Source organism: Rhodopirellula sp. J20-39 (assembly GCF_057365095.1).
In genome coordinates this window covers 4,702,202-4,716,671 of the sequence record NZ_CP195123.1, presented here as the reverse complement: position 1 = coordinate 4,716,671, position 14,470 = coordinate 4,702,202, and the positions used below count along the sequence as shown (strand labels likewise).

The window sequence follows — 14,470 nt, the reverse complement described above, 5'->3', positions numbered from 1 at the left end:
ACTGGTGACTAGAAATTGGACATGTCAGGAGTTTCTTTGTTGGCCCGTGTGCCCAAGGCACCCCAAAGACCATAAGGGCTTTGACGACCACCTTTGTTCGTCGTCGGCGTAACGTTCCCTTCGGAACTGTCACCGGCCTCGATCGAGTCGGTGACAAACTTGACGGCTCCGTCACCCATCAAGACATGAACACCACCTTGGTGGCGGCTGGATGCGGTGTAGTTCCCGCGGGCGGTCATGACCCCGCCCCAATCGCCTGCACCGGCGTCCATGCAAATTTCGGAGTTTGGCGGAAGGACGGTGTGGAAGCCACCGTTGATATCAAACGAGCTTGCCCATTGAGCACCCCGGCGCAGTCGTGGTGCACCAGCCCAGTTGGTGAAAGTCGCGGCCGATCCCCAAAACTGAGGGCGTTCTGCATCCAAGCCGTTTCGGCAAGACAGAGGGTTGTGTTCCAGTGCCGAGGCACCACCAATTTGGTGGACAGCGGCGCGAGTTCGTTTGTCGTTGTCGCCTAAGTCGGTCGTGATTTCGCCATACATGATGGTGTTCGCGAGTCCGTCTAGGCAATCGCGGAAAGCCGTTTGTTTACGTGCGAAGAACATTCCGCGATCTCCAGCGCGACTGTTTACAACCCAGCTTTGGTCGGCAAGCCGATCGGTCGTGCTCCACCAAACGTATTCGCCGTTTGGCTGGCCGTAGCTATCGCCCAAACAGGCTGCATAGTTGGTCCGTCCATAGGCGGGAGCTCCGACGCCCGGGTCGCTTGGGCAGCGATAGGTTTGCACCTCGGTTACCCATGGCACGTATTGATCGTTGCCATCGACGGTGGGGCCCATTGCTGGCCAAGGATCGCTGGTCGAGCGAGTGGTTCCGTTGGAGTTCTCAATACTTGGGTTGGAGATTTGCTCCCAGATTGCCTGTTGCTCGATGAACGGCAAGATTCCAACAAGCGGACTAAGATTGAAAATGTTGCTGTTCTGGGTGTATCCAGGTGGCCAGCCTTGTCCATCGTTGGTGCCAGTTCGATAGCCCGGCAGCTTGTTGTAAGTCGAGTGGTAGTTGTGAACACCCAAGCCAATTTGCTTGAAGTTGTTGCTGCAGCTCATCCGCCGGGCGGCTTCTCGAGCGGCTTGGACGGCGGGCAGCAATAGGCCAACCAGAACGCCGATGATCGCAATCACCACCAAGAGTTCAACCAGTGTGAAAGCGAGTCGTTTTCTGGACTCAACATGATTTCGAACCATCATTAAACTTCTCCGCGATTAAAAATCCAGCCAAACGCTTGCGAATGGGAGGTAGAACAGAAGCCGGCATGTTTCGCTCCAAACGGCCAAAACGTTGCGATCAGCACCCTTGCTGGCGACGAATGGCATATGGAGAGACACTGTCCGACGTATGCATTAATGTTAGAGGCGTCTATCGCTCTAGCAATTCGCTCGTTCGAGCGATAATGCCGATTTTTTTGTGGCTTCAGAAGTTTTCTTGCGACCTGGGCAGGATGGAGTGTCAGGGCATTCTTCCAGTTGCTAGTTGCTAGTTGCGTAGCGATCGGAGTGTCGTCGCTGGAAGAAAAGCATTAAAAAAGCGTGCCCAGTCCAAAAGGACGGGACACGCTACGCGGTCTGAATGACGGTTCTCGGTAGAGACTAAAACTCTTCTTTGATTACTTCACGAGTGGCCCGTGTACCCAGTGCACCCCAAAGTCCGTAAGGGCTCTTCGAGCCGACTGGAGTTCCACCGGTGTAGAGAACCACGGGGGTCGTCGGTGTGCCAGATTCGATCGAGTCAGTCACAAATTTGACTGCACCATCGCCCATCAGAACGTGACAGCCACCCTGGTGACGGCTACTGGGGCCATAGATTCCGATCGTCTTGTCGAATTGGTTGGCGTCCGGTCCTTGATAGTCATTGCCGTTTTGATTCAGCGCGGCACGTCCGGTCGCACAGACCGCAGAGTTGGGAGCCAAGATTGTGGTGATGCCCGTATGATTCGCATTGCCATCGGCCCAGCGGTAACCGCGACCAAACGCACTGTCGTTCTCGGGGTTGGTCGAAGTTGAATCCAACCAAAAGGAAGGACGCTGCGGGTCAACACCGGTAGCTCCACAACTCGATGGGTTTGCCGCCATCGCTGCATGGTCGATGTTGCTGCCACCAATCTGCCGGGCCGCTGCAGTCCGAATGTCGTTATCTCCTAAATCCGTCGCGATCTCACCCATCATGATCGTATTGGAAAGACCATCAAGAACGTCGCGAAACTTCATCGACTGTCTTGGTACAAAGAAGCCTCGGCAGTGGGAACGAGCACGCAATGCGGCAGCTTCTGTGCGACGAAGGTAAAGATCCGAGGGACCATTGTTCATATCGTAAAACGAATCACCCAGTGAGGCGGCATAGTTGGTCCGACCGAGTGAGGGGAGTCCTTGGCCCGGGTCGCTAGGGCAACGGAAACCGGGGATTTGAGTCGACCATGGACCGTATGACTCGTTTTCTGGAGTGGGGCCCATCGCCGTCCATCCACTCGAAGTGGTCAATCCAGTATCGGGTGCATTGGGATTGCTGATCTGTTCCCAGATAGCTTGCTGTTCAATGAATGGGGTTAGACCGACCAGAACGCTGAGTTCTTCGTGATTCAGAACGGTGCTCTTCTTAGTCCAATTCAGTGTGGCGCTTAGCATGCCTGTTCCGGTTTTCTGACGGGGCAATTGCTTATAGGCTGAGTGATAGTTGTGAACAGCCAAGCCAATTTGCTTGAAGTTGTTGCTGCAACTCATTCGGCGGGCTGCTTCACGAGCGGCCTGAACGGCGGGCAATAGTAGCCCGACCAGAACGCCGATAATTGCAATCACGACCAAGAGTTCAACCAGGGTGAATGCAAGTCGCTTTTGGGACTCAACATGATTTCGAACGATCATTTAATTTCTCCGCGATTAAAAATCCACCCAACCGCTTGCGAATGGGAGGCAGAATAGAAGTCGCTGCCACTCTCTCCAGTTGATCGAGACGTACTGGTGCACAGGCTCGCCAGTGGCGAATGGCTTGTGGAGAGATAAGGGCGCGACGTATGCCTTCATGTTAGAAGCCTCCATCGTCCTAGCAATTCGCTCGTTCGAGCGATAATCACGGAATCTTTCTGGCTGCGAATCGTTCTGCCCCATGACGATCTATCCGAAAGCCAGGGCTGATAGGCCAAGATCTAGGGCTGAGAAATTGCCAAAAACGTCAAATCAGGTGTGCAGCAAGCGAAGGAGCCCCTGTCGTTGGAGACATGGACGTTGCCCCCCCGAATGCAAAATGACCGGGGAGAGCTAGCAATCTTGGTGGGCTCGACCGCAGCGATATTGAACGATCAGACCTTCAGAATTCCTTTGGCGTACCCAACCGATACTGCACCCGCTCGGTCTTTCACGTTGAATTTTGCCAGGATTCCTTTGATGTAGGTCTTTACCGTATGGATGCTAAGGCTTAGATCAACCGCGATCTGTTTGTTACTGTGACCGAGAGCGACCAGATGCAGCACTTCGATCTCGCGCGGGGAAAGGTGTTCGTGCATCGCACTGGGGGCTTCCATAAGTGGGTGCTGAATCACCTCGCCGGCATGGACCCGCTGAATCGTATCAACCAACGTAACCGGTGGTGCAGCCTTGGTTACAAATGCGGCAGCGCCTAGTTTAAGGGACTGCGAGACCTCCTCTTCCAATTCGGCGGTGCTCAACATGATCACCCGAGCATCGGATTGAATCTTTCGGATTCGGCCCAGAGTTTCGATCCCGTCCAGTACGGGCATCCGCACGTCCAGAATGGTGATGTCAGGACGATGTTGTTCGAACATCGCGATTGCTTGTTCACCGTCGTGGGCTTCCGCAACAACCGAAAATTCATGTTCGTTGGAGAGCATCGATACCAATCCAACGCGAAGCAGGGAGTGGTCATCGGCAATAAGGATTCGTATGGTCATGCCGCTATTGTGATCCTATTGGGCGAGCGATGAAACCAGACATGCAGTCCAGTAATATCGAATATCTTTTCTAGCTGATTGCCACGGGTTGGGTAGGGCAGAGGTGAGTTGGCTGAAGTTTTAGCTAATTCCCGGAAACCACAAGTGTTGCATGAAAGCAGTGGCAAAACTCAACAAGGGACCGTCACTTCGACGCGAGTCCCGTGTTCAGGATTGCTAACCAGCACCAGTTCGCCGCCGATCCGGCGAACGCGTTCTCGCATGCCCGTCAGTCCAAAATGGCCTTCGTGAGTACCAGCGACTCGTTCGGAATCGAACCCGCAACCATCATCGGAAACTGAAACAGTAACGCTGTTCACGGTGTAGTCGACATCGACTTGAATGCGGTTGGGGCTGCTGTGTTTTAACGCGTTGGTCATCGCTTCTTTAGCAATCATCAAGAGGTTATCAGTCGTCAAGACATCGAGTTTACGCTCGTTGCCTTTTCCGCCCACTTCCGCCGTAATGGGCGTGACTGAAAAAATCGCCAAGCAAGTTTTCCGTAGTTCCTCTCGCAACAGTGTGACACCCGAATCGGTTAGCCGTAAATTCCAAACGCTTCGTCGTAGGTCTTCACGTGATTGCGTCAGGATTTGTGTTGCTAATGACAGATTGCGATCGGCGAGGTCCTTCGTTCGCGCCGTTTCGATTGCCCTTAGTTGGAGTGCCACTCCGGCGAGCGACTGCTCAAGCGTGTCGTGTAGGTCCGCCGCGACCCGCGTCCGTTCCTGTTTCGTAGTGGCGGCGACTAGTTCGAGAGCATCCTTTTCCCGACGAGCTTCGGCCAACTCGGATCCACGTTGAGCAATCCGCCGACGCATCCAAAAGATGACCAAAAGAGCAGCTAACAAGAGCGCTGCTGTACCAACAAGCAATAACAGCAATCGTGTCGCGTTCCACCAGGACGCCGCTGTCACGACGGTGACATCTTTGGGCGAACGCAGGCGAATCTCAAATGATTCAGCACGCAGCATGCGATTCACCTCTGGACGATCGGACGTTCGTATCGAACAAATTCCGGTGACTTCGAGTGTGCTTCCTGGCCGGATCTTTCGCAGGTGCCGTGGTGGCTGGAACGAAGCAAGCGTCACTGGGACAAGAGATCCGTCGACATCCAGAATGAGTTGGAAGGGTTTGCCAAGTTGATCCTCCACCGCGATCAGGTTGCCAGAAAGTCGAACGAGTCCAGCTTGATAATCCTGTTGGTGAGAGTTCGGTGCCAAGAGTTGCAAGGACATCACCATTTCCGGTGTGACTAGGGTCGGTTCGGGTGGTTCCTCGCTACCAAGTTTTTCGATAACTGACGTTCTCAGCATTGGAAAGTTGGCTTCCATCTCCAGAAATCCGGCGCACTGAATGACGTCACCGATTTCAAAAATGTCATACGTTTGTGGAATCACGCGTAGGTTGTGCTGTCCGTCTGTAATGAAAATTTGATGTCCAGGCTCGCACGCGGTGACAGTGCCAGTAACGACTTTGCGATGCGTTGGACTCCACACCGGATCAAACTCAAACAAAGAACCCAAAGTCACTTTTTTGCTGTCGAAGGGATCCTTGTTGGCCTCTTTGTTGATTCGCAAACCATCCGAGACACTCGACATGATGTCCGAATCGAGAACGTTGCCGCGGTTGTTGAAACGCGGCAGACAGACTCCGGTGACAGTGATTTCGGCATCAATGACCGCCTCCATCATCTCTGGCGAAATTGCTGTTGAGTTGAAAAAGAACTTGCCGCCGAACGTCGAAACGACCACGCTAGTGCCTGCCATTTGTAGGAAATTCCCTTGCTGGGCACTGATGCCGACTCCGTCGATTGTCACCCACTGACAATCGAGCACGCCGGATTGCAATTCAGCCAAGGTGGACTTTCGAGGTGTCGGAAGTTCGCCCGCGCCAACGATCGAAACGTTGGAGCACTTAATGATAGGAGCGCTATGTCCACGGTTGGTTTGACCTTCGATCTCGACGATCATCCCAGCGGTAAGACGAACACGAAACTCGTTGTCGCCGGGCGGCTTGTCGCACCAAATGCCAGTTTCACCGTCGTGGAAAATGAAACTAGTGGGTGACGCAAGGATAACGGTTCCCCTCATTTGAACTGGATAACCGTGATTCGCTTCCTCGTTGGACAAATTGCGAATCGACGCAACGGTCGATGGCGAACTCGACTCTTCGTCCGGCAATGTTGGATCGGTCTGCGGTGACGGCAGAATCGAAAATAGGGTTAAACAAATGAGTGTCTTGATGAGCACCATGTAGCCTACGTAAGTTCTATTGAAGTTCTTGAGACATCGATTTTTGGCCACGCCAGCGCGATGTGTTCAACAAGACAAATGCATGTTAGACGAAGTGTCTCACATCCTAATACCATATCAATTGAACCATCATGGTTGCAGCGCAAAGAGATTGCAGACTGTCTTTCGCGGCGGATGAACCATTGATAGACGCAGACCTGCTCGACTCGGGATATGGCGGTTGTCCACAATGATCAGTGCCGACAACCGGGCCCGCTTCACACCCGGTTTGTGAATTGACGGGAAAGATTTTGCACTAGAAATCGCAACCGGATCGACTACAACGAAATCGCGTAATCGACAAAACTTCACCTGGTTTCTTCACCTTGGTACCCCCTCTTATGACTAAGAAAATGGCGATTGGCCTGTTGTCCGTTGGTCTCGCTTTCGCATCTTTTTGCGGGGAAAAGCCGGCTTTTGCTAACGAAGAAACGCTGCCGCTGATGGCGCCCGCTGGTGGTGAAAGGCTTGTGTTTTCGGAGTCTGCTTCACCGAAAAAGATTGGTTCTTATGTTGCTGGCGTTCTGAAACATGAGATCGATTCCACCGGAACGAGATCGATTGAAGAAGCCGAACTGAAGAATGTCGAGACGGTTGCAATCACCGTTTTTGATCAGCCGCGAAACACATGGGACGCCAGTTTGTCCGTTAAGTCTGACGTCGCAATCGCAGCAGGTGATTGTGTGTTGATCGGTCTTTGGGTTCGTGGTGAGTCCCTTTCAAAGCAGGGCGATACGATTGAAGGCGATGGCGGGGTTGTTGAGATCGTTTTTGAAAAACGCAGTTCACCGCACACTAAGAGTGTGCAGTACTTAGTCGAGACGAGTCCGAACAACCAATGGAAACGCGTTTGGGTTCGATGCGTTTCGAAGGAAGACTACGCCGCTGGCGAATGCGGCGTTGGACTGCAGATCGGTTACTCACCCCAGCGGATCGAAGTAGGCGGATTAGAGGTTTGGAAATACCCGCCGGGGACAAAGCTCGATTCGTTGCCGATGTCGCCTCGGTCGTACACCGGCCGCGAATTGGACGCGGCTTGGCGAGTTGAAGCAGACCAACGCATTGAAAAGCATCGTAAGTGCGATTTGAAACTGACAATCACCGATGCCAATGGGAAACCATTGTCGGGCCAACCCATATCGATTCGGCAGACCCAGCATGCATTCCGTTTTGGTACGGCCGCGAGTGTTGGAATGATCGGACGTCAAGACGCTGATGCGGAAAAGTACCGTTCGGTTTTGAAGAAACTGTTTAACGTGGTCACGATCGAGAACGGTTTGAAATGGGAGTTTTGGGACAAGAAAACCAGTGACGAACACGACCAGGTGTTGTCAGCGATGGATTGGTGCAACGATAATGGTGTCGATGTCCGCGGCCACGTACTTGTGTGGCCCGCACAGAAGAATTCACCGAAGTGGATTACATCACTTTACGATGATCCCGTCGCGCTGAAACAGGTCGTCAATACTCACATTCGCGAAATGGGCTATGCAACTCGCGGTCGCGTCACCGAGTGGGATGTGCTCAATGAGACCTTCGACAATCGTGAGTTTGAAGAGCACCTTGGCACGGAGTGCTTTTCCGAGTTCTTCAAAGTTGCTGATGGTGTTCTTCCAGAAGCTGACCTCTATTACAACGATTACGCGGGGCTGGTCCGTGCGGGCGTGAACACGTACCACAAAGACCATTTTGAAATGACAATTCGTCGGTTGATCGATGAAGGAGCGCCGATTGACGGGATCGGCATCCAAGGGCATTTCGGTGAAATTTTGACGCCACCCCACCGCATTATTCGCGAGCTTGATCGATGGGGGCAGTTCGGCAAGAAGATCATGATTACTGAGTTTGATATTGGTGTATCAGATCAAGATTTGATGGCCGATTTCACTCGCGACTTCTTAACCTCATGCTTTTCCCATCCAGATGTCGATGGCATCATCACGTGGGGATTTTGGGCAGGGTCGCACTGGCGTCCCGACTCGGCCCTCTATGACAAACAGTGGAACCTGACCCCGCTGGGCAAAGCATGGGTGGGACTGACGACCCAGAAATGGATCACCAACGTAGACGCTGGATTGGATGACACGGGCTCGGTCAGTTCGCGTGTATTTAAAGGCGACTATGCCGTTACGGTAGGCGACCAAACGTGGGAAATCCGCGCCGACGAAGACCTCGAAGTGACACTTAAAGTGCCCCCGGCGAACTGAATTGCGATACTGGCGAGCCGATTTATAGGTGACTGCGTTAGCTGACCATTATTGGTCTGACTGTTGAACATCTCTTAAGCATCTAGCATCTTTCGCATTTGCAGTGAGACGTCGGGTTGTTCGTAGACCTTGTCGATCATCTCGGTATAGGTCTTGGCGAACCGCTCGTTTTCTGCCAAATCACCGAAAACTGATTTCACGCGTAAGAACGACAGCAGGTCGTCTCGAGTTTGTTGAGCAGCTTCATGCAAAGTGTCTTTCAATTCGTCGACGATCTCGAGCTCTTCACCGTGTTGGTTGACACCCCGGTCGCTGTAGTAACACCAAGTCGCCACGACGAGTGCAGCGAACTCGATGCTGCCGTCTTGCTGGAGGTTTTCTTTGATGGTGGGCACCAAGAATACGGGGAGTTTGCTAGAGCTTTCCAGGCAAATCCTCGCCAGGTTGTCCTTAATGTTGGGGTTGCCAAATCTTTCGATTAGCGTGTCCTTGTAGGCGTCTAGATCAATGCCTTCGACACTGTCCAAGGTCGGTGTTGCTTCCACATCCATGAATTTGCGCAGGTACGCGGCGAATAGATTGTCCGAAACACACTCATCGATCGTTCCGTGGCCGTAGATCGAACCTAGGATGCCTAACACTGAGTGTCCCGCGTTGAGTAAGCGGAGTTTCATCTTTTCGTAGGGAGTGACGTCAGGAACAAATTGGGCGCCAACCTTTTCCCACTGCGGTCTGCCGTCGGAGAATTGGTCCTCGATGACCCATTGGCAGAATGGCTCGCACGTGACCGGCCACTCATCTTGTAACCCGAAATTGTCGGTTAGGTATTGAATGTCGGCGGGTGTGGTGACGGGGGTGATGCGGTCGACCATTGCGTTAGGAAACCGCACCTCACTTTCGATCCACTCTGCTAACTCAGGATCTTGCTCGCGAGCGAAACCGAGAACCATCTTGCGGGTCAGATTACCGTTGTGCTGAATGTTGTCGCACGATTGAACGGTGAAGGCAGGCAACCCATTTTCACGACGTTTTTTCAATGCCGCTGTCAAATATCCAAACACTAGTTTGGGATCGGTTGGGTTTTCGATGTCGTGCTTCGCGTCGGGATTGGATAAGTTGAATTCGCCTGTATCCGGATCGACGTTGTACCCACCTTCAGTAATTGTCAGTGACACGATCTTTGTTTCAGGGCTCGCCATACGGTCGATGACGGCCGCCGGATCATCGCACCCCATCATGAAGTCCATTAGCGATCCGATCACTCTGTTTTCGATCTTCCCGCCCGGATGCTTGATAATCAGAGTGTAGAGATAATCCTGTTCTTTCAGGATCGTTGCGATCTTGCGGTCGGCATCCCGCAAGCCAATACCGCAAATTCCCCACTGCGATGCGTCGCCGGTTTTCATCAGTTCGTCGGTATAGAACGCTTCATGGGAGCGATGAAAGCCGCCTACACCGACGTGGACGATCCCGGCTTTAAGCTGGCTGCGGTCATAGTCGGGACGGATGATTTCGCTTGGCAGGCGTGATAGGTTTTCCTGGTTAAGGCGGAACGGAGCGTTCATGAAATTCTCGCGGAATGGTGTGTTGGACGTCTTGCTTGAAAGGAGGCTTGGTCAATCGACGCAGTGCAGGTTCAGTGCCTTCTTTCGGCGAAGTACCCAGTATGCAGAGACAAAATACGAAATCGTAAAGGCGAATCCCCATGTGTAGAAAATCGCGGCATTGCCTTCATAGGTATCCAAGTCGGGACTGCGAAACATCACCATCAAGGCGAGGATTAGCGTCAATGCAAGGCTGGACCAAGCAATCACCTGTAACGCTTTCGTAAACACGGATGCGTCGGTGACCGGATCGCCTTCGGCGACCGCTTGTTTCGCCTGGAATTCCTTGATCGCCACATTGAGTTGGCGTTCCTGTTCTTCCTCTACCGGATACTGTTCCGCCGCTCCGTACGCTTTGGCTAGCAACGTGTAGACCACAATTGTGAAAAGCCAGGTGGGCAGGAATAGATAAAAGAACGACATCACGTTCAACGCGTTAAGACCAAAGCCGAATACCAGCCCTGCGATCCACGAAGCAACCGCTGGCGTGCTGTGGCTCAGTTTTCGGTAGGTCACCCAGTATCGAGTGAAGCCGATACGAGGGAAGACCATGTGTTCGGCGAAGACGATGCCGCCAACAGGAACAACGATCAGTCCAGCATAGGTGAGCAGCGGAAGCATCTGGCTGAACACGAACGGGAAGCATGCAATCACGACGGTAATGCAGCCGACGGTAAGGGTTACTTTTTGTCGTGAGTGATTGTGGAAGATTGCTTGAGCAGCCAGGCCCGCTCGGTACAAGTTTGCGTTCGCAGTCGTCCAGCCAGCGACAATCACGATCACATATCCCGAAAGCCCCAGTGCCTGGTAAGCGACATCGCCTGGATCGAGTTCACTGATGGTTGTTTTAAGTAAAACCGCGGTGCCGGCACCCATGATGCCCGCTGCGATCCATGCGACGTAGTGACCGAATAGCATCCCCGCACTGCTGCACAATCCGTAAATCGAACGCTTCGCATATCGCAGCAACGCCATGTCGATCAGTCCGAAGTGTGTGATCGTGTTAGCCGCCCAAGCAAAGCCAATCACCTCAAGCAAGCCGATGCCGGGTTCTCCATTGCTGTTGATCCCGGTCCAAATGGATTGGTCCCCGATGGTGATGAAATCAGCAAAACCCAGCAACTGAGTTCGTCCTAGAACCGATTCAGCGAGAGCAGGGAACAAGACGAGTGCCCCGCTGGTAAACATCACCACCAGCCATGGTCCGCAAATGCTGGAAAATTCCGCGACCGCGTTGAAGCCGTACATTGCCACGAAGACTACGATCGCACCCACCGCGAGGACAACTGCCACGAACGGTGCACTATTGGGATACCACTCTAGTTGCGCCGGTATGTTGAAGAGCAACCGAACGGCGGTGCTAGAGACGGTGATCATCGCGGCCGAGATGACCGTGAAAATCAGGACGTTTGCCCAATTATAGAGCTTCGTCATCGAGTCGCCCGCGATCTTATCAAGATACGTGTAGAGACTCAGGCGGGTTTGGACAGCGATCGGCGCCGTGATCAGGGTCCAGCTTAGAATGGCAAGGAAGTTGCCAATCAGCAAACCGACCAGAATGTCCATCGTTGTCGCACCCAACGCAACGAACGTTGCTCCGATGACGAACTCCGTCGCTGCGACATGCTCGCCAGCGTAAAGACCCAGGAAGTGGCTCCAACCGTGCAGCTTATGTTCCGGAATCGGAAGCTGTTCCGACTTCATGTTTGCAATCGCTTGCGCACTCGAATCGGTGCTCATAGGCGTGCTACTCATATTTGACTTTGGAAGAGAAGATGAGGGGATTGCGGAAGTCGAACTGTTGGCGGCACTTTAGGATAGTATTCAAGTAAGTCCTGAAAGCTTGGCTAACGATGGGCTACCGTGAAGCGAAATCCGTCGATTTGGCATGTTGAAACTAACTCTGGTGGGAATCCAGACGCTCTGAATGGGACACTGTTTGGTTGACATGGCGAAGACGACAACTGCAGTCTAAGTCTAACACAGGCCCATCGCGTCTGGGGGTGACGAAGAAGTGGTTTCTGTCTGTGTTCGAGAAGATGTTGTTTTGACGTTGTTGCTGCGATGACCGTCGTGCTGTTCTTTAACGATGCCGCGCAGTGGAAAGCATGTGAGGGCGGTGACTCATCAGCCGATGCTCATTGAGACATCGAACATGACACTTTCAGATAAACGCGTTTTGGAAAGGGGGGCTCGCTGTAACACTGATGGCGAGAGTTCCGGTTTCCCGTTTGCTGACCGGTGATCACCTGGCGTCGCCGTTCCATGGCGGTAAGTTTGCGATGGTCACCTTCGCCTCGTTGGATGTTTCGATCTTCCAGTATTCAAAGAACGGGGTCAGGTTTCGACCGACCTGTTTCGAGAACCGCACCATCCATTGGCTGCGTTTGTCTAAGTCATTTCGGGGCCGTTGTTCTTTGGGCAGTTGCCGATACTGCTGAAAAACCGCCTTGAACGGAGCCCAGCCGAATTCGCGTTGAAGTTGGATGTATGGAATGAGATTGGGCCAAGGACCGACGTTACCTCCCGAACGCTCAAACTCGGCAATCATTTCAGCGATTCGGTCCGGTTGGATTTGTCGGTGTTGCTTCACGCCAGGATGTAGGGTGTCAAAGACATACATCGAAAACAGATTCACGGTGACTTCACCCATGCCCTTATAAGTCCAATCGGATGATTGATGGTTATGTCCTATTTCATGGAACACACCCCAATTGCCTTGCTTGCGAAGCGTTGCCACGTCTAAGACCTCGCCAGCCAAGTTTTTGGGGGCCATGATGGGATAACCGGCGTGCATGTAGCCTGCGGAGATCTGCACGTCGATCACAAAACGCTCCGGTGATTCACGATTGCGATCGATGGCAGCAAGGTCCGCGCAAGCGTCCATGACCTCATTCCAATACGTCATCACCTCGTCGGGGTTTTCAAGGCGACGAATAAATGTCGACGGAATCGTGAAGATGATCTTGTCGCTACCGATCTCGGCCCACGGTCCAGGTAGATCTCTGATGGAGCTGCGCCATTTAGCGATATCTGTTTCGCCATGGACATATCTTGGCGAAGGGACAACGCCACTGAGGTTGAGCTCAATGTCCTCACCTTTCGAATCGTCCGGAAGTTCAATATAGATCAATCCGCCGAATGGATTGGCGATTTGCATCGAAGGGCTGGAAATGGCAAAAGTACGAGTCACTTCGGGAGCACGTCGCCATGATTGCTTGTGCCACAATCGATCTTGATGAGCGCCAACGCGTAGTGACATTCGGCGACCAACGGCCGCTGCGGGTACGGTGACATCGACTCGTTCGCCTGGGGCTGCGTACATCCCGGTGCTGTGCCAGCGAGGGATGCTTCCGTCGATGGTCATTGAGTGGCTGACTCTTTGATCGGTGGTTACTGAACCGGGAAACTGATCCGCCAGGCGGGATGCACGCATGGAAGTCATGGGTAGTTTTTGGGTCAGCACCGTTTCGTAACCGACCGCTATTCGCTGACGCAGTTCGCGAACACCGCGGCGATCGGACAGGTTGATTTTCAACTCGCGAATGTCGACCGACTGGGCCAGTTCCGCGATCTCAGGCATCAGTAGGCAGTTGGTTGGCGAGATAGCTTCGAATCCTTGTTCAAGGACGATTCGGGCTTGTTCGGATTGATGATCCGTTTTTAGCGTGTCGTTTCGAATCGCTTGAATCGCCGCCAATGCATGAATGGTTGCGGGAAGCTCCGCTTGCACTTGGGTGCCGCCCGCCGCGTCACGGACCACACCACCTCGGGTCCACGCAATTCCAGCGGAAGCCAATAACTGTCCGGGTGGATGGTCGGTTGCCAATGACTCGCCCCGCTTCTTGTGGTAACCGTCCCATACCCATGCCGCATCGGCAACGATCAGGCCTCCGCCTTCGGAAATGAACTTCTTGAGCGGGGCAATACTTGCTCGACTGATTTCATCACCTCGCAAGACTAGCAAATCCAAGTCGCTGATCTGGTCGGTCCAGTTTGCACCATCAAGCTTGACGGAAAGGTGGCCAGCACGGACCAGAACTTTTGAGAGGCCACGCGGTTGACGCACGCCGAATCGAATCGGTTTGTTTTGGGGTTTCCGACTTGCCCACTGTGCCAACCGCAACATGAGTTTGGCCGTGTCACTGTCTTGGAAGTCCTTTTCAACAAAACCGCCGTGCGCAAGCGATGACCCGGCCTTCGCCGAGTTGAGCACCGGCAATGATTGGTAATCGAACGGTTTCATGCTCAGCCGTCACGATCGGAAACGCTTGGGGACCGAAGACACATAACGACCCAACCGATCCAGGCAGTGCGACTTCATCGATTCCAGCGATCCATTCGCCGCGTCTTTCCGACCCATTG

Annotated in this window: 8 protein-coding genes; 1 reads left to right on the top strand and 7 read right to left on the bottom strand. The window is 53.2% G+C overall.

What is annotated here, in order from left to right; translation table 11 throughout:
* Positions 1–8: 8 nt before the first annotated feature.
* The 4 genes from ACR3ZL_RS17110 to ACR3ZL_RS17095 form a co-directional block, all read right to left on the bottom strand.
* A complete protein-coding gene (locus ACR3ZL_RS17110) occupies positions 9–1,250 on the bottom strand; it encodes a DUF1559 family PulG-like putative transporter (protein ID WP_473651904.1) in 1,242 nt (413 codons plus the stop codon).
* A 399-nt stretch (positions 1,251–1,649) separates the two neighbouring features.
* Positions 1,650–2,918 carry a DUF1559 family PulG-like putative transporter gene (locus ACR3ZL_RS17105; RefSeq protein ID WP_473651905.1) on the bottom strand — a complete coding sequence of 423 codons (1,269 nt, stop codon included), beginning with the start codon at positions 2,916–2,918 and terminating at the stop codon, positions 1,650–1,652.
* 434 nt (positions 2,919–3,352) lie between these two features.
* Positions 3,353–3,961, bottom strand: a complete 609-nt coding sequence (locus ACR3ZL_RS17100) for a response regulator (protein ID WP_473651906.1) — start codon at positions 3,959–3,961, stop codon at positions 3,353–3,355.
* Positions 3,962–4,131: 170 nt separating this feature from the next.
* Positions 4,132–6,255, bottom strand: a complete 2,124-nt coding sequence (locus ACR3ZL_RS17095) for a sensor histidine kinase (protein WP_473651907.1) — start codon at positions 6,253–6,255, stop codon at positions 4,132–4,134.
* A 380-nt stretch (positions 6,256–6,635) separates the two neighbouring features.
* Here ACR3ZL_RS17095 and ACR3ZL_RS17090 point away from each other — a divergent pair, with 380 nt between their 5' ends.
* A complete protein-coding gene (locus ACR3ZL_RS17090) occupies positions 6,636–8,501 on the top strand; it encodes an endo-1,4-beta-xylanase (protein ID WP_473651908.1) in 1,866 nt (621 codons plus the stop codon).
* 74 nt (positions 8,502–8,575) lie between these two features.
* Here ACR3ZL_RS17090 and ACR3ZL_RS17085 read toward each other — a convergent pair whose 3' ends face one another.
* The 3 genes from ACR3ZL_RS17085 to ACR3ZL_RS17075 all read right to left on the bottom strand — a co-directional run bounded on the left by ACR3ZL_RS17085 (position 8,576) and on the right by ACR3ZL_RS17075 (position 14,351).
* Positions 8,576–10,066 carry a mannitol dehydrogenase family protein gene (locus ACR3ZL_RS17085; RefSeq protein ID WP_473651909.1) on the bottom strand — a complete coding sequence of 497 codons (1,491 nt, stop codon included), beginning with the start codon at positions 10,064–10,066 and terminating at the stop codon, positions 8,576–8,578.
* Between the two features lie 51 nt (positions 10,067–10,117).
* Positions 10,118–11,845, bottom strand: a complete 1,728-nt coding sequence (locus ACR3ZL_RS17080) for a purine-cytosine permease family protein (protein ID WP_486173590.1) — start codon at positions 11,843–11,845, stop codon at positions 10,118–10,120.
* 505 nt (positions 11,846–12,350) lie between these two features.
* A complete protein-coding gene (locus ACR3ZL_RS17075; RefSeq protein WP_486172808.1) occupies positions 12,351–14,351 on the bottom strand; it encodes a M60 family metallopeptidase in 2,001 nt (666 codons plus the stop codon).
* Positions 14,352–14,470: the final 119 nt, after the last annotated feature.